8 protein-coding genes are annotated in these 17,220 nt (G+C 66.9%); 7 read left to right on the top strand and 1 reads right to left on the bottom strand.

Going from position 1 to position 17,220, the window contains the following annotated elements:
- Positions 1 to 217 precede the first annotated feature (217 nt).
- A complete protein-coding gene (locus BW38_RS08265; protein ID WP_025874644.1) occupies positions 218 to 1,537 on the bottom strand; it encodes a M20 family metallopeptidase in 1,320 nt (439 codons plus the stop codon).
- Positions 1,538 to 1,724: 187 nt separating this feature from the next.
- On the opposite strand from BW38_RS08265, the gene BW38_RS08270 reads away from it, so the two are divergent.
- The 7 genes from BW38_RS08270 (at position 1,725) to BW38_RS08300 (ending at position 17,062) form a co-directional block, all read left to right on the top strand.
- Positions 1,725 to 2,963: an efflux RND transporter periplasmic adaptor subunit gene (locus tag BW38_RS08270; RefSeq protein WP_032976663.1), complete on the top strand. Its 1,239-nt coding sequence runs from the start codon at positions 1,725 to 1,727 to the stop codon at positions 2,961 to 2,963.
- Positions 2,964 to 3,037: 74 nt separating this feature from the next.
- A complete protein-coding gene (locus BW38_RS08275) occupies positions 3,038 to 6,271 on the top strand; it encodes an efflux RND transporter permease subunit (protein ID WP_025874642.1) in 3,234 nt (1,077 codons plus the stop codon).
- A 31-nt stretch (positions 6,272 to 6,302) separates the two neighbouring features.
- Complete coding sequence (locus tag BW38_RS08280) at positions 6,303 to 9,425, top strand: efflux RND transporter permease subunit (RefSeq protein ID WP_025874641.1); 3,123 nt, start codon at positions 6,303 to 6,305, stop codon at positions 9,423 to 9,425.
- 288 nt (positions 9,426 to 9,713) lie between these two features.
- Positions 9,714 to 11,771 carry a TonB-dependent receptor gene (locus tag BW38_RS08285; RefSeq protein WP_032976662.1) on the top strand — a complete coding sequence of 686 codons (2,058 nt, stop codon included), beginning with the start codon at positions 9,714 to 9,716 and terminating at the stop codon, positions 11,769 to 11,771.
- A 120-nt stretch (positions 11,772 to 11,891) separates the two neighbouring features.
- Positions 11,892 to 14,069, top strand: coding sequence for a YccS family putative transporter (gene yccS, locus BW38_RS08290; protein ID WP_032976661.1), 2,178 nt, complete (start codon positions 11,892 to 11,894; stop codon positions 14,067 to 14,069).
- Positions 14,070 to 14,281: 212 nt separating this feature from the next.
- Positions 14,282 to 15,079 (top strand): SDR family oxidoreductase, encoded by a 798-nt coding sequence (locus BW38_RS08295; RefSeq protein ID WP_032976660.1) that lies wholly within the window; start codon positions 14,282 to 14,284, stop codon positions 15,077 to 15,079.
- A gap of 93 nt (positions 15,080 to 15,172) precedes the next feature.
- The gene (locus BW38_RS08300; protein WP_032976659.1) at positions 15,173 to 17,062 is read left to right on the top strand and encodes an MFS transporter; all 1,890 of its coding nucleotides are present in this window, start codon (positions 15,173 to 15,175) and stop codon (positions 17,060 to 17,062) included.
- Positions 17,063 to 17,220: the final 158 nt, after the last annotated feature.

Below are 17,220 nucleotides of genomic sequence, written 5' to 3'. Positions count from 1 at the left end.
CTGTCGAAGGCGGGGTGGGTCCGGTTGCGGGGGTGTCCGCGGCATGGATGCCGCGGCCAAGCCCCCATGGACGGGTTTACGGCGTCCCCCGCAACCGGACCCACCCCGCCATCCCACGGATAGCCCGCTTCTGCTGTTGCTGTTGCTGTTGCTGTTGCCGGCCAGCGGCCGGCACTACCGCTTCGGCGGGTGCAGGGCGCAGCCCTGCCCGAAACCCTCAACCCGCCGGGGTGCCCGCACCATGCAGATAATCCAGGCTCACCTGCAGCAGCGCACGGAATCCGACATCCAGCGCCTTCTCATCCAGCAGGAACTTCGGCGAATGGTTGGCCGGCGCCGTCGCCGGGTCGATGCCCACGCTGGTGGAACCGACGAAGAAGAACATACCCGGCACTTCCTTGGCGTACAGCGAGAAATCCTCCGCGCCCATCTGCAGCGGCGGCTCGTACACGTTGTCCTTGCCCACCACCGCCTGCAGGCTCGGCAGCATCTTCGCGGTCAGCGCCGGGTCGTTCACCGTGGCCGGGTTGCCTTCCGATTCGTAGATGTCGGTCACCGCCTTGGCCCCATGCGCGGCAGCGGTGTGGTCGGCCACGTTGCGCAGGTCGGCGAAGATCTGCTGGCGCATGCCTTCGTCGAAGGTGCGGATGGTGCCGACCATCTCCACTTCATCGGGAATGATGTTGTAGCGGATGCCGCCGTTGATGGCGCCGAAGGTCAGCACCGCCGGCTGCTTGGACAGGTTGGCGCGGCGGCTGACGATGGTCTGTGCGGTGCCGATCAGATCAGCAGTGGCCACGATCGGATCCACGCCGTTCCACGGTGCCGAGCCATGGGTCTGGCGGCCGATCACCTTGATGCCGAAACGATCGGACGCGGCCATCAGCGGGCCACCGCGCACCGCGATCTGCCCTGCCTGCACGCTGGAGAACACATGCAGGCCGAACACCGCCTCGGGCTTGAAGTCGGCAAACAGGCCTTCCTTCAGCATCAGCGCCGCACCGCCCTCTTCCGGTGGCGGCGCACCTTCTTCGGACGGCTGGAAGATCAGCATCACCTGGCCCGGCAGGTCCTTCTTCATCGCCACCAGCGCTTCGGCCACGCCCAGCAGGGTGGCAGTGTGCGCGTCATGGCCACAGGCGTGCATCACGCCCACGGTCTGCCCGCGGTACTGCGCGGTGGCCTTGGAGGCGAATGGCAGGCCGGTCTGCTCGGTCACCGGCAGTGCGTCCATGTCCGCGCGCAGGGCGATCTTCGGGCCCGGCTTGCCGCCTTCGATGATCGCCACCACGCCGTGGTGGGCAATGCCGGTCTTCGGCTTCAGGCCCATCGCGCGCAGGCGCTTGGCGACCTCGGCGGAGGTGCGCTCCTCGCGGTTGGACAGTTCCGGGTGCTGATGGAAATCGCGGCGCCATTCAACCACCTTGGCCTGCAGGCGCTGCGCGGCAGCGGTCACTTCCGGGCGCTGCGCGTCCTCGGCGTGGGCAAGGGCCGGCAGGGCCAGCAGCAGGGCGGACAGCAGCAACGAACGGCGCATCTCGATCTCCACGGAAGGGGTCTGCACCTGAATGTAGGGCAACCTTGCCGTTACGGGAACCTCCAGCGTCGTCCATCTGTCTGAGCGCCCGTCCCATCCGTCATGCAGGAAACCCGGTGGGCCACAGGTATGCTTTGCGCATTGCCACCCGGGGTGCCCACCCCGTCCAGCCCTCTTGGAGTCTTGAATGTCACGTGTTTGGAAGATCGTGCTGCTGGTCGTGGCGGTACTGGTGCTGGCCGTGGTCGGCCTGCGCGTACTCGGTGGCGGCAAGGACAAGGCTGCCGGGCAGCAGGCAGGCGCCGGCCAGGGGGGCGAAGATCCCGATGCCGGCCCGGTGCCGGTGACCGTGGTCGATGCCGCGCGCCAGGACGTGCCGGTGTATGCCAGCGCACTGGGCACGGTGACCGCGATGAACACCGTGACGGTCAGCCCGCAGGTGGGCGGCCAGCTGATGAGCCTCAATTTCCGCGAAGGCCAGGAAGTGAAGAAGGGCGACGTGCTGGCGGTGATCGACCCGCGCACCGCCCAGGCCAGCTATGACCAGGCCGTTGCATCCAAGCGCCAGAACGAAGCCCTGCTGGCCACCGCACGTTCGAACTACCAGCGCTCGAACGCGCCGGAGTACCGCCAGTTCGTGGCCAAGACCGATCTGGATACACAACGAAACCAGGTGGCACAGTACGAAAGCGCAGTGGCGGCCAATGAAGCCAGCATGCGTTCGGCGCAGGTGCAGCTGCAGTACACCCGGGTCACCGCGCCGATCACCGGTATCGCCGGCATCCGCGCGGTCGACGCCGGCAACGTGGTCAACGCCGGTACCGCACTGGTCACCCTGACCCAGATCCATCCGATCCACGTGCTGTTCAACCTGCCCGAACGCCAGCTCGGCGACGTGCGCCAGGCGCAGGCCGCCGGCAGCGTGCCGGTCGCAGCGCTGGACCGCGCCGATTCGCACGTGCTCAGCGGCGACGGCAAGCTGGACGTGGTCGACAACCTGATCAGCGCCGACAGCGGCACCTTCAAGGCACGCGCGGTGTTCGACAACACCGACAACGGCCTGTGGCCGGGCCAGTTCGTCAATGTGCGCATGCAGCTGCGCACCATCGGCGGCGGCGTGGTGATCCCGACCCAGGCAGTGCTGCGTGGCCCGGACGGCGAGTACGTCTACGTCGTGCAGGGCGACAACACGGTGAAGATGCAGACCGTGCGCAGTGGCGTGGAAGTGGGCGACAGCCAGGTGCAGATCGCCGAAGGCCTGAAGGGCGGCGAGCGCGTGGTCAGCGAAGGCCAGTTCCGCCTGAAGCCGGGCAGCAAGGTGACCGCGCTGAAGCCGGGGGAGACCCCGGCCGCACCGACCGAGGCCGAACTGAAGGCCGCCGAACAGAAGAGTGGCGGCGGCCGCCGCGGTGGTGGCCCGCGCTGAGCGCAGGCCCCTGCTCTTCCCCGCGCCGGCGATCCCGCCGGCGCTGCCATTGAAGTGCCAGCAAGGATCAGTCCGTGGGCTTTTCGACGATCTTCATCCGCCGCCCGATTGCCACCTCGCTGTTGATGGCGGGCTTGTTGCTGCTGGGCATCCTCGGTTACCGCAAGCTGCCGGTGTCGGCGCTGCCGGAAATCGATGCGCCCAGCCTGGTGGTGACCACGCAGTACCCCGGTGCCAACGCCACCACCATGGCCTCGCTGGTGACCACGCCGCTGGAGCGCCAGTTCGGGCAGATCTCCGGGCTGGAACTGATGACCTCCGATTCCTCGGCGGGGTTGTCGACGATCATCCTGCAGTTCTCGATGGACCGCGACATCGACATCGCCGCACAGGACGTGCAGGCGGCGATCCGCCAGGCCACCCTGCCCTCGTCGCTGCCGTACCAGCCGGTCTACAACCGGGTGAACCCGGCCGACGCGGCCATCGTCACCCTCAAGCTGACCTCCGATACGCGGCCGCTGCGCGACGTCAACAACTACGCTGACTCGATCCTCGCCCAGCGCCTGTCGCAGGTGCAGGGCGTGGGCCTGGTGTCGATCGCCGGCAACGTGCGTCCGGCCGTGCGCATCCAGGTCAATCCGGCGCAGCTTTCCAACATGGGCTTGACCCTGGAAGAGCTGCGCAGCGCGCTCACCCAGGCCAACGTCAATGCGCCGAAGGGCTCGCTGAACGGCAAGACCCAGTCCTACAGCATCGGCACCAACGACCAGCTGGCCAGCGCCGCCGAGTACCGCGACACCATCATCAGCTACAAGAACGGCCGCCCGGTGCGTCTGTCCGACGTGGCCGAAGTGATCGATGGCGTGGAGAACGACCAGCTGGCGGCATGGGCCGACGGCAAGCCGGCCGTGCTGCTGGAAGTGCGCCGGCAGCCGGGCGCCAACATCGTGCAGACCGTCGAGCGCATCCGCGCGCTGCTGCCGCAGCTGCAGGGCGTACTGCCGGCCGACGTGCACCTGGAGGTGTTCTCCGACCGTACCGAAACCATCCGCGCCTCGGTGCATGAAGTGCAGTTCACCCTGATCCTGACGATCGGCCTGGTGGTGGCGGTGATCTTCGTGTTCCTGCGCCGGTTCTGGGCCACCATCATTCCCTCGGTGGCGGTGCCGTTGTCGCTGGCCGGCACCTTCGCGGTGATGGCCTTCACCGGCATGTCGCTGGACAACCTCTCGCTGATGGCGCTGGTGGTGGCCACCGGCTTCGTGGTCGACGATGCGATCGTGATGATCGAGAACATCGTGCGCTACATCGAACAAGGCAAGAGCGGCAAGGAGGCGGCCGAGATCGGTGCGCGCCAGATCGGCTTCACCGTGCTGTCGCTGACGGTTTCACTGGTGGCGGTGTTCCTGCCGCTGCTGCTGATGCCCGGCGTCACCGGCCGCCTGTTCCACGAGTTCGCCTGGGTGCTGAGCATCGCCGTGGTGCTGTCGATGCTGATCTCGCTGACGCTCACCCCGATGATGTGCGCCTACCTGCTCAAGCCCGATGCGCTGCCCGAGGGCGAAGACGCGCACGAACGTGCGGCCGCGGCCGGCAAGCAGAACCTGTGGACGCGCACCGTCGGGCTGTATGAGCGCAGCCTGGACTGGGTGCTGGAACACCAGCCGCTCACCCTGGCCGTGGCCGCTGCCGCGCTGGTACTGACCGTGCTGCTGTACGTGCTGATTCCCAAGGGCCTGCTGCCCGAACAGGACACCGGCCTGATCACCGCCGTGGTCCAGGCCGACCAGAACATCGCCTTCCCGCAGATGGAGCAACGCACCCAGCAGGTGGCCGAAGCGCTGCGCAGGGATCCGGACGTGACCGGCGTATCGGCCTTCATCGGTGCCGGCAGCATGAACCCCACGCTCAACCAGGGCCAGCTGTCGATCGTGCTGAAAGAGCGCGGCGAACGTGATGGGCTGGAAGACATCCTGCCGCGCCTGCAGAAATCCGTCGCCGGTATTCCCGGCGTGGCGCTGTACCTGAAGCCGGTACAGGACGTGACCCTGGACACCCGCGTGGCCGCCACCGAGTACCAGTACTCGCTGTCGGACGTGGACAGCGCGGAAGTCGCGCTGCAGGCCAACCGCCTGACCCAGGCGCTGCGCCAGCGCCCGGAACTGGCCGACGTCGACAACAACCTGTCCAACCAGGGCCGCGCACTGGAACTGAACATCGACCGCGACAAGGCCAGCGTGCTGGGCGTGCCGATGCAGACCATCGACGACACCCTCTACGATGCGTTCGGCCAGCGCCAGATCTCGACCATCTTCACCGAGCTCAACCAGTACCGCGTGGTGCTGGAAGTGGCGCCGCAGTTCCGTACCAGCACTGCGCTGATGGAACAGCTGGCGGTCGCCTCCAACGGTGCCGGCGCACTCACCGGCACCAACGCGACCAGCTTCGGCCAGGTCACTTCGTCCAACTCGTCGACCGCCACCGGTATCGGTGCACAGAACACCGGCATCACCGTCGGTGCGGGCGGCATCATCCCGTTGTCGGCGCTGGCCGAGGCGAAGGTTTCCAGCGCGCCGCTGCTGGTCAGCCACCAACAGCAGCTTCCTGCGGTGACGGTTTCCTTCAACGTCGCGGCGGGCTATTCGCTGTCCGATGCGGTCAAGGCCATCGAAGAGACCAAGGCCAGCCTGGACATGCCGGCGCACGTGCATGCGCAGTTCATCGGCAAGGCCGCTGAATTCACCGGCAGCCAGACCGACGTGGTGTGGCTGCTGCTGGCCTCGCTGGTGGTGATCTACATCGTGCTGGGCGTGCTGTACGAGAGCTACATCCACCCGATCACGATCATCTCGACCCTGCCGCCGGCCGGCGTCGGTGCGCTGCTGGCATTGATGGTCTGTGGCCTGAGCCTGTCGGTGGACGGCATCGTCGGCATCGTGCTGCTGATCGGCATCGTCAAGAAGAACGGCATCATGATGGTCGACTTCGCCATCGAGGCGCGGCGCACCGGCGCCAACGCGCGCGAGGCCATCCGCCGCGCCTGCCTGCTGCGCTTCCGCCCGATCATGATGACCACCGCTGCAGCCATGCTTGGCGCGTTGCCGCTGGCGCTGGGCACCGGCATCGGCTCGGAACTGCGTCGGCCGCTGGGCATCGCCATCGTCGGCGGCCTGCTGCTGTCGCAGCTGGTAACCCTGTACACCACGCCGGTGATCTACCTGTACATGGAACGCTTCTCGGAATGGCTCGCCCGTCGCCGTGAACAGCGTGCGCTGCGCGATGGCACGGTGCAGGAGCCGCAGGCATGACCCTGGCCCCGCACCTTCGGGGGGCTGCACGATGAACCTGTCCGGCCCCTTCATCCGTCGCCCGATCGGTACCGCCCTGCTGGCCATCGGCTTGTTCATGGTCGGCGTGATCTGTTACCTGCGGCTCGGCGTGTCGGCACTGCCGAACATCGAGATCCCGGTGATCTTCGTGCATGCCAGCCAGTCCGGTGCGGATGCGGCGACCATGGCCTCCACGGTGACCGCGCCGCTGGAGCGCCACCTCGGCCAGCTGCCAGGCATCGACCGCATGCGTTCGTCGAGCTCGGAAGGCAGCTCGCTGGTGTTCATGATCTTCCAGAGCGACCGCGACATCGATTCGGCCGCGCTGGACGTACAGACCGCGATCAATTCGGCGCAGGCCGACCTGCCCTCGGGCATGGGATCGCCGATGTACCAGAAGGCGAACCCGAACGACGATCCGGTGATCGCCATCGCGCTGACCTCGCAGACGCAGTCCGCCGATGAGCTGTACAACGTCGCCGATTCGCTGCTGGCCCAGCGCATCCGCCAGATCGGCGGCGTCGCCTCGGTGGATATCGCCGGTGCCTCGACGCCGGCGGTGCGTGTGGACGTCAACCTGCGCCTGATGAACGCGCTGGGACTGACCGCCGACGACCTGCGCAATGCCGTGCGCGCGGCCAACGTGACCTCGCCCACCGGCTTCCTCAGCGATGGCAACACCACCACGGCGATCATCGCCAACGATTCGGTCGCACGCGCCGCCGACTTCGCCGATCTGGTGGTCAAGACCCAGGGCGATGGCCGGGTGATCCGCCTGAAGGACATCGCCAACGTCTACGACGGCCAGCAGGACGCCTACCAGGCCGCGTGGTTCGACCACAAACCGGCCGTGGTGATGTATGTGTTCACCCGCGCCGGCGCCAACATCGTCGAGACCGTGGACCGGGTGAAAGCGCAGATTCCCGCGTTGCGCGACTACCTGCAGCCGGGCACCACGATGACGCCCTACTTCGACCGCACCCCGACCATCCGGTCGTCGCTGCATGAAGTGCAGATCACCCTGCTGATCAGCCTGGCGATGGTGGTGCTGACCATGGCGCTGTTCCTGCGCCGGTTGGCGCCGACGCTGATCGCGGCGGTCACCGTGCCGCTGTCGCTGGCCGGTGCCGCGCTGGTGATGTACGTGATGGGCTTCACCCTGAACAACCTGAGCCTGCTGGCGCTGGTGATCGCGATCGGCTTCGTGGTCGACGATGCGATCGTGGTGATCGAGAACATCATGCGCCACCTCGACGAGGGCATGCCGCGGATGCAGGCGGCCTTCGCCGGTGCGCGCGAAATCGGCTTCACCATCGTCTCGATCACCGCTTCGCTGGTGGCGGTGTTCATCCCGCTGCTGTTCGCCAGCGGCATGATGGGCGCGTTCTTCCGCGAATTCACCGTCACCCTGGTGGCGGCGATCGTGGTGTCGATGATCGTTTCGCTGACGCTGACCCCGGCGCTGTGCAGCCGCTTCCTCAGCGCGCACGACCACACGGCGGCACCGTCGCGCTTCGGCCGCTGGCTCGATGCCGGTCACGAGCGGATGCTGCGCGTCTACACCGTGTTCCTTGATTTTTCGCTGCGCCATGCGCTGCTGCTGTCGTTGACGCCGTTGATCCTGATCGGCGTCACCATCTTCCTGTTCGGTGCGGTGAAGAAGGGCGCGTTCCCGCCGCAGGACACCGGCCTGATCTGGGGCCGCGCCAATTCCAGTGCGACGGTGTCCTTCGAGGACATGGTCAGCCGCCAGCGCCGCATCACCGACATGCTGATGGCCGACCCGGCAGTGAAGACCGTGGGCGTACGCCTGGGCAGCGGCCGCCAGGGCTCCAGCGCGCAGTTCAACGTGGAACTGAAGTCGCGCAAGGAAGGCCGCCGCGAAACCACCGCACACGCACTGGCACGGCTGAGTGCGAAGGCCGACCGCTACCCGGACCTGCAGCTGCGCCTGCGCGCGATCCAGGACCTGCCCAGCAACGATGGCGGTGGAAACAGCCAGGGCGCGCAGTACCGCGTCTCGCTGCAGGGCAACGACCTGGCCGCACTGCAGGAATGGCTGCCCAAGCTGCAGGCGGCATTGAAGAAGAACCCGAAGCTGCGTGATGTCGGCACCGACGTCGACAACGCCGGCCTGCGCCAGAACATCGAGATCGACCGGGCCAAGGCCGCGCGCCTGGGCATCTCGGTCGGCGCCATCGACGGTGCGCTGTACGGCGCCTTCGGCCAGCGCCAGATCTCCACCATCTACTCGGACATCAACCAGTACAGCGTGGTGGTCAATGCGCTGCCGTCGCAGACCGCCACGCCTTCGGCGCTGGACGAAGTGCATGTGCGTGCACGCAACGGCGAGATGGTACCGATCACGGCGGTGGCCCGCCAGGCGCCGGGCCTGGCGCCCTCGCAGATCACCCATGAAAACCAGTACACGACGATGGACCTGAGCTACAACCTCGCCCCCGGCGTCAGCATGGGCGAGGCCAAGGCCATCATCGACAGCACCGTGGCCGGCATGCGCATGCCCGGCGACATCCGCCTGGCCGACGACGCCGGCTTCGGCTTCAATTCCGACCCCAGCGACATGCTGATCCTGGTGCTGGCAGCCATCCTCACCGTCTACCTGGTGCTGGGCATCCTGTACGAAAGCCTGATCCACCCGGTGACGATCCTGTCCACCCTGCCGGCCGCCGGCGTCGGTGCGTTGCTGGCGCTGTTCGGCACCAACACCGAACTGTCGGTGATCTCGATGATCGCGCTGGTGCTGCTGATCGGCATCGTCAAGAAGAACGCGATCATGATGATCGACTTCGCCCTGGTGGCGCAGCGCGAACATGGGCTGACTCCGCGCGATGCTGCCCGTGAAGCCAGCATCGTGCGTTTCCGCCCGATCATGATGACCACGATGGTGGCAATCCTGGCGGCGGTGCCGCTGGCGATCGGCCTGGGCGAAGGTTCAGAGCTGCGTCGCCCGCTGGGCATCGCGATGATCGGCGGCCTGCTGTTCTCGCAGAGCCTGACCCTGCTCAGCACGCCGGCGCTGTACGTGATCTTCTCGTGCCTGGCCGAGCGCTGGAAGGCGCGGCGCGCGCGCAGGCGTGAAGCGAAGCTCCTCAGGCGCGCACAGCGGGCCTGACTTCGGCAGCGCCGGGCCATGCCCGGCGGCCTTTCAGCAATCCGCGCTGCGCGCTCGCCGGGCATGGCGCGGCGCTACCGGCCTCTGGTGGGTGCGGACCGTTGGTCCGCACGCCGATGGCATTTGACGCGCTGTAACGAAAAGAGAACAATTCTCATCCAGCCATGGTCCTGCGCCCCCTTGTGGCGCCCCGCTGCCGTCCCCGGCACGCCTGCGTGATCCCAGCCACCGACCTTTCCCCCCTGCATGGGCGGATGGCCCGTGGCCGCCCGCCGAGGATCTCCATCGATGTTGCCGATTCGCTCCCCCCGCCTGGCCGTACTGGCCGTCGCGCTGTCCGCCGCCTGCACTGCACACGCCGAAGCCCCGGCCGGATCCGGCAGCGCCACCGATCTGGACGCGGTCAAGGTCATCGCCGAGCGTACCCATACCGAGGCTGGCGCCCTCGGCGATCGCGCCCTGCGTGATACCCCGTTCGCGATCATCGCCGTCGGCCGTGAGCAGATCGAACAGCGCCAGGTCGTGTCGCTGGGCGAAGCCTTCCTGCTCGACCCCTCGGTCACCACCCAGGTCAGCGCCTATGCCAGTGGCTGGAGCTCGCCGATCCGCAACCGTGGCATCGACCTGAATTTCGACAGCTACCGGGTCAACGGTCTGCAGGTCTCGTCCTGGGGCACCGAATGGCCGCTGGAAGTGATGGAACAGGTCGACCTGCTGAAGGGTCCGGGAGGTTTCCTGTACGGCTTCGGCGCGCCGGGCGGCATCGTCAACTACATCACCAAGAAGCCGACCGACGTACCGACCTTCTCCGCCCAGCTCGGCTGGCGCGAGCAGGGCATCGTCAGCGGCGGCATCGACGTCGGCGGCCGCTTCGGCAACGAGCAGATGTTCGGCTACCGCTTCAACGCGTACCAGGAAAAGGGCGAAACCTTCAACGGTGGCCATGTCGATCGCAAGGTCGGTGCACTGTCGCTGGACGCGCGCCTGAGCGATGCGCTCACCTGGACCTTCGACGGCGTGTTCCAGTCGCGCGACCTGCGCGAGGAATCACCGCAGTACTACTTCCGTGGCCTGACCTCCCTGCCGCAGCCGATCGCCGGCGATGTCGACAACAGCGTGCCCGGCACCTACTACGACACCCGCTCCAGCCTGCTGTCCACCGCGCTGAACTGGCAGATCAACAGCGACTGGAAGGCCAGCCTGAGCTATGGCGTCACCACCTCGTGGAACGACGTCAACAAGATCTTCGCCTACATCGACGACACCAACGGCGACTACGCCGTCAACGTCTATGAGCTCGGCGGCAAGAGCGAGTGGAAGCTGGCACAGGCACTGGTGCAGGGCCGCTTCGGCACCGGCCCACTGCAGCACCAGCTGGTGGCCGGTGTCAGCCACCAGACCGGGCTGGGCTGGGACCGTCCCTACGAGTTCAGCCTGATCGGCCGTGCCAACCTCTACCAGCGCCATGGCATCCGTCACGACGCGGTGGGTTCCCGGGTGATGACCCGCGGTGACGAGACCGTGCAGCAGGCGGTGTTCGTCAGCGATACCGTCGATCTCGGCCATGGCTGGTCGGTGCTGGCCGGTTGGCGCTACAACGACTTCGAGACCAAGGGCGCCTACCACACCTATCCGGTCACCCCGACCTATGCGGTCATGTTCAAGCCCAGTGAGGCCGTCACCCTGTATGCCAGCTACATCGAGTCGCTGGAAGCAGGCAGCCGCGTAGGCAACAGCTACATCAATGCCGGCGATGTGCTCGACCCCACCATCAGCAAGCAGTACGAGATCGGCGCCAAGGTGGAAGCGAATCGCTGGAACGCGAATGTCGCTGCGTTCCGCCTGGAACGTGGCGCCAACATCGATCAGCTGACCGATGCAGGCAAGCGCCTGGTGCAGGATGGCATCACCCTGTACGAAGGCGTCGAAGCCAGCGCCGACCTGCACCTGACCGATGCGCTGACCGTGGGCGGTGGCGTGACCTGGCTGGACCCGACCTACGACAAGCTGTCACCGGGCAGCGCGGCGCAGGAAGGCAACCGTACCGTCGGTGCTGCGCGCTGGAGCGGCGTGCTGCACGCCACTTACCAGCTGCCGTGGGTGGAAGGGCTGGAGACCTATGCCGCCGTGCGCTACTACGGCGATGTCTGGTACGACGCCGACAACACCCTGAAGCTGCCCGACTACACCCTCGTCAACGCCGGCGTCGGTTACCGCCTGCTGGCCTCCGGCCATCCGGTGACCCTGCGTGCCAGCGTGGAGAACCTGGCCAACCGCAGGTACTGGTCCAATGCCGGCGTCGGCCTGCCGCGCACCTTCGCGCTCAGCGTGCGGTTCGACATGTAACGGGCCACGGTAGCGCCGGGCCATGCCCGGCGGCTGCATGCCACGCCGCGCATGGCGCGGCGCTACCGGATTTCACGCGTGGCCCGTAATAATGGTGGCCGATCCTTTCGCCGAGCCTGCATGTCCGCACGCGAATCCCGCCTCAGCCGCCTGTGGGCCCACGAGAAGGCCAGCTATGGCCTGCGGGTGTTCATTGCCCTGACCGCGGCCATGGCCGTGTGCTGGCACCTGGATGCGCTGACCGCGCTGCCCGGCGTGTTCCTCGGCATCATCGCCAGTGCGATTGCCGAGACCGATGACAACTGGTGGGGCCGGACCAAGGCCGTGCTGCTGTCGCTGTTGTGCTTCTGCCTGGCAGCGGCCTCGGTGATCTGGCTGTTCCCCTGGCCGTGGATATTCATCGCGGCACTGGCGCTGTCCACGTTCGGCCTGACACTGCTCGGTGCACTGGGCGAGCGCTACGCGTCCATCGCCCAGGCGACCGTCACGCTGGCCATCTACACCATGATCGGCCTGGAACAGCATGGCGCCCATGACCTGCACAGTGCGCTGGATGCGGTCAGCCACCTGCTTGCGGGTGCGGTCTGGTACGGGCTGCTGTCGATCCTGTGGACCACGTTGTTCGCCAACCGGCCGGTGCGCGAGCGCGTGGCCCGCCTGTACGTGGAACTGGGCCGTTACCTGCAGCTCAAGGCCGCGCTGTTCGAACCCGTACGCGAGGCGGACCTGCAGCGCCGCCAGCTCGACCTGGCCGAACAGAACCGTCGCGTGGTCGGCGCGCTGAACGAGGCCAAGACCGCGATCCTGGCGCGCTTTGGCCGCTCCGGACGGCCCGGCGTCAACTCCGGCCTGTACCTGCGCCTGTACTACATGGCACAGGATTTCCATGAGCGCGCCAGCTCCTCGCATTACCCGTACGGCGCGCTGGTCGACGCGTTCTTCCACAGCGACGTGCTGTACCGCTGCCAGCGCCTGCTCGACCTGCAGGGCCAGGCCTGTGCACGGCTGGGCGAAGCGATCCGGCTGCGTCGTCCGTTCGTCTACGGCGAGAGCAACCAGCAGGCCGGGCGCGATCTGGCCGATGCCCTGGCCTACCTGCGCGACCAGCAACGCCCGCAGTGGCAGCGCCTGCTCGGCTCGCTGGACCTGCTGGTGCACAACCTGCGCAGCATCGAGCGCCGCCTGCTCGATGCCGAACGTTCCGAAGCCAGCCTGGACAACGTCGACACCCGCCTGCGCGACAGCAACCCGCACACGCTGCGCGAAATGGGCGTGCGCGTGCGCCAGCAGCTCACCCCCGGCTCGGTATTGTTCCGCCATGGCCTGCGCATGGCGCTGGCACTGATCGCCGGTTTCGTTGCCATCCATCTGTTCAATGCACAGAACGGCTCGTGGGTCCTGCTGACCATCGTGTTCGTGTGCCGGCCCAGCTTCGGTGCCACCCGCCAGCGCCTGGCCCAGCGCATCGTCGGTACGCTTGCCGGCCTGGTGCTGACCTGGGCGCTGCTGCAGCTGTTCCCAACGCTGGAGATCCAGCTGCTGATCGCATTGCTGTCGGCACTGCTGTTCTTCTTCACCCGTACCGACCGCTATCTGGTCGCCTCGGCCGCCATCACGGTGATGGCGCTGACCTGCTTCAACCTGATCGGCGACGGCTTCGTGCTGATCGTGCCGCGCATGGTCGATACGGTTCTGGGGTGCGCGATCGCCGCAGCGGCCGCGTTCCTGATCCTGCCGGACTGGCAGGGTCGACAGCTGCACCGCGTGCTGGCGCGGGTGCTGGATACCGCCGCCCGTTATCTGGAATCGGTGCTGGGCCAGTACCGCAGCGGCATGCGCGACGACCTGGCCTACCGCATCGCCCGCCGCGACATGCACAACGCCGATGCCGCACTGTCCACCGCATTGTCGAACATGCTGCGCGAACCGGGCCACGTGCGCCGCAACCTCGATTCGGGTTTCCACTTCCTGGCGTTGTCCAACACCCTGCTCGGGCATCTGTCGGCGCTGGGTGCGCACCGCGACCAGGTCGACAGCTACGCGGGCGATCCACTCGCGCTGGCCGCTGGCGAGCGGGTGCGTAAAGCGCTGCAGCAGCTGGCATCGGCATTGACGGCGCAGCAGCCGGTGTCGGAGGAGGACAACGACGCCGATCGTGCGGTGGCCGCGGAACTGGAGCAGCTCGATGAGACGATGCCGCCGAAACTGCAGTTGATCCGCACGCAGATGGCGCTGGTGCTGCGGATGTTGCCGAAGGTGAGGGCAGCGGCCAATGGCGCGGTGCGCGGCCTGGCCTGAGCGGACGGCATCCACGCATGGCGTGGATCTACTGGAGCGGCATCCACGCGTGGCTTGATCTACTGGAGCGGCATCCACGCGTGGCGTGGATCTACTGGAGCGGTATTCGGGCGTGACCCTGTCGGCCGTGCAACATCTTGTTGCGTGCACGGGGGCATTGCGATCACGCCCCGACGCCGATACTGCGGTGTCGCCCACGCAGGATTTCCCCCATGAAGATCGAACTCAACGACCGCACCGCACTGGTCACCGCCTCCACCGCCGGCATCGGTCTGGCCATCGCGCAGGGGCTTGCCGCCGCGGGTGCGCAGGTCATCCTCAACGGCCGCAGTACCGACAGCGTGGAACGCGCACGTCAGCGACTGCTGGCTGCAATTCCCGACGCCAACGTGCTGGGCGTGGCCGCCGATCTGTCCGACGCCCGCGGGGTCGACGCGCTGCTGGCCGGCCTGCCGGGCAACGTCGACATCCTGGTCAACAATGCCGGCATCTTCGGCCCGCAGGACTTCTTCGAGACCGACGATGCCACCTGGGAGCAGTACTGGCAGACCAATGTCATGTCCGGCGTGCGCCTGTCGCGCGCCCTGCTGCCGGCGATGGTCGACGCCGGTTGGGGCCGCGTGCTGTTCATCTCCTCCGAATCAGCACGCAACATTCCTGCCGACATGATCCATTACGGCGTCAGCAAGACCGCGCAGCTGTCGTTGTCGCGCGGCCTGGCCAAGCGCGTAGCCGGCAGCGGTGTCACCGTCAATGCGGTGCTGCCCGGCCCGACGTTGTCCGATGGCTTCGCAACGATGTTCGAAGAAGAGCGTACACGCACCGGCAAGCCGCTGGAACAGATCGGCCGTGAGTTCGTGATGGCACATCGTCCTGCATCGGTGATCCAGCGCGCGGCCACGGTCGAGGAAGTGGCCAACATGGTGGTCTACCTCGCCTCGCCGCAGGCGTCGGCCACCTCCGGCGCAGCGCTGCGGGTCGATGGCGGCGTGGTCGACGATATCGTGTGAGCGTTGGTGGGGTGTGTGGACCAACGGTCCGCACCTACCGCATCCCTGCCTGACAGGCAGGGATGCTAGGCTGCGCCGGTCCAAGGAGGTTCCATGTCCGGTCACAACCAGTTCGCCCTGCTGCGCCAGCGCCGTTTCCTGCCGTTCTTCATCGTGCAGGGGTTGGGTGCCTTCAACGACAACGTGTACCGGCAGGCGATCATCGGCCTGCTGTTCTACCTGGGCGTAGCCGAGAGCGAGCGCACGCTCTACACCAACCTGGCGCCGGCGCTGTTCATCCTGCCCTACTTCCTGTTCTCCGCCCTGGCCGGGCAGATCGCGGAAAAGCTGGAGAAGTCGCGGCTGATCGTGATCACCACCACCATGGAGATCGTGATCATGACGCTGGCTGCGGTGGGCTTTCTCACCGAGAGCCTGCCGGTGCTGCTGGTGGCCCTGTTCTGCACGGGCCTGCAGTCCACCCTGTTCGGCCCGGTGAAGTACTCGGTGCTGCCCTCGGTACTGCGTCCGGAAGAACTGACCGGTGGCAATGGCCTGGTCGAGATGGGCACGTCGATGTCGATCCTGACCGGCATGATCGTCGGCGGCCTGGTGTTCACCCTGGCAGGCAGCCATGGCCCGATCGTGGCCGCCACCTCTGTCATCGCGCTGGCGATCTGCGGCAACCTGGCCGCGCGCATGATCCCCAAGGTGGATGCCGGCGCCCCGGACCTGAAGATCAACTGGAACCCGATCCCCGAATCGCTGGCCGTGCTGCGCATGGCCAGGAAACAGAAGGCGGTACGCAACGCCATCCTCGGCGTGTCCTGGTTCTGGTTCGTCGGCACCATCCTTACCGCGCAGCTGCCGTCCTATGCGGTCACCAACCTCGGTGGCGAGCCCACCCTGTACATCTTCGCCCTGGCGCTGTTCTCAGTCGGCACCGGTGTCGGTTCGCTGCTGTGCGAAAAGCTGTCGGCGCGCACGGTGGAGATCGGCCTGGTGCCGCTGGGTGCGTTCGGCATGACCGCCTTCCTGCTGGACCTGTACTTCGCACGCGCCGGTGAGGCCACCGCGCAAGGCCTGTCGGTCACCCAGTTCGTGCACCAGGCCGGCAGCATCCGCATCATCATCGACCTGCTCGGCATCGGCCTGTTCACCGGCTTCTTCGTGGTGCCGCTGTTTGCTTTGATCCAGAGCCGCACGCCGAAATCGGAGATGTCGCGCGTATTCGCCGCGCTGAACATCCAGAACTCCGGCTTCATCGTCGCTGCGGCCGTACTCGGCCTGCTCACCCAGCGCCTGCTCGGCTGGACCATCCCGCAGCTGTTCCTGGCACTGGCCATCGCCAATGCCGTGGTGGCGATCTACATCTTCACCATCGTCCCCGAATTCCTGATGCGCTTCCTCAGCTGGGTGATGGTGCGCACGCTGTACCGGCTGCGCCCGCACGGCATCGAAGCGAACGTGCCCGATGAGGGCGCCGCGCTGCTGGTCTGCAACCACGTCAGCTACATGGACGCGCTGATCCTGTCGGCGACGATCCCGCGCCCGGTGCGCTTCGTCATGTACTACAAGATCTTCAACATCCCGGTCATGCGCTGGATCTTCCGCACCGCCAAGGCGATTCCGATCGCCGGTGCGCGCGAAGACCCCGCCCTGATGCAGCGCGCGTTCGATGAAGTCGACGCCGCACTCGCCGAGGGCGAGCTGGTATGCATCTTCCCGGAAGGCGCACTGACCCGCGACGGCACGATGGCAGCGTTCAAATCCGGCGTGGAGAAGATCCTCGAACGCCGTCCGGTACCGGCGGTGCCGATGGCCCTGCGCGGCATGTGGTCGAGCATGTGGAGCCGCCGCGATACCCGTCTGGGCCGCATGCGCGTGCCGCGCCGGTTCCGGGCGACAGTGGAGGTGGTCGCCGCCCCGGCGGTGGATGGCCATTCAACCGATGCCGCCGCCCTGGAAGCGCAGGTCCGCAGCCTGCGCGGCGACCTCGCCTGACGCAATCGCCCCCATCCGGGGGCGATGACGGTACGCTGCATACGCCACCGTCCAAGGGCGATACGAGGCCTGACGGGGCTGAAAACGCATACATGCGTCGTTGGTTGCGGTAGATTACGCACCCACAGGGGGGAGGTTCGGCCCGTTCACACGGCCGA

Source organism: Stenotrophomonas sp. RIT309 (genome assembly GCF_000632045.1).
GTDB lineage: Bacteria > Pseudomonadota > Gammaproteobacteria > Xanthomonadales > Xanthomonadaceae > Stenotrophomonas > Stenotrophomonas indicatrix.
Note: the sequence above shows the minus strand (reverse complement) of the source record. Positions and strands in the feature narration are given on the sequence as shown.

What these genes read in the sequence shown, in the direction of transcription:
- BW38_RS08285 (WP_032976662.1), top strand. Translation starts at nt 9,714, where the DNA reads ATGTTGCCGATTCGCTCCCCCCGCCTGGCCGTACTGGCCGTCGCGCTG.
- yccS (WP_032976661.1), top strand. Translation starts at nt 11,892, where the DNA reads ATGTCCGCACGCGAATCCCGCCTCAGCCGCCTGTGGGCCCACGAGAAG.
- BW38_RS08300 (WP_032976659.1), top strand. Translation starts at nt 15,173, where the DNA reads ATGTCCGGTCACAACCAGTTCGCCCTGCTGCGCCAGCGCCGTTTCCTG.
- BW38_RS08270 (WP_032976663.1), top strand. Translation starts at nt 1,725, where the DNA reads ATGTCACGTGTTTGGAAGATCGTGCTGCTGGTCGTGGCGGTACTGGTG.
- BW38_RS08295 (WP_032976660.1), top strand. Translation starts at nt 14,282, where the DNA reads ATGAAGATCGAACTCAACGACCGCACCGCACTGGTCACCGCCTCCACC.
- BW38_RS08280 (WP_025874641.1), top strand. Translation starts at nt 6,303, where the DNA reads ATGAACCTGTCCGGCCCCTTCATCCGTCGCCCGATCGGTACCGCCCTG.
- BW38_RS08265 (WP_025874644.1), bottom strand. Translation starts at nt 1,537, where the DNA reads ATGCGCCGTTCGTTGCTGCTGTCCGCCCTGCTGCTGGCCCTGCCGGCC.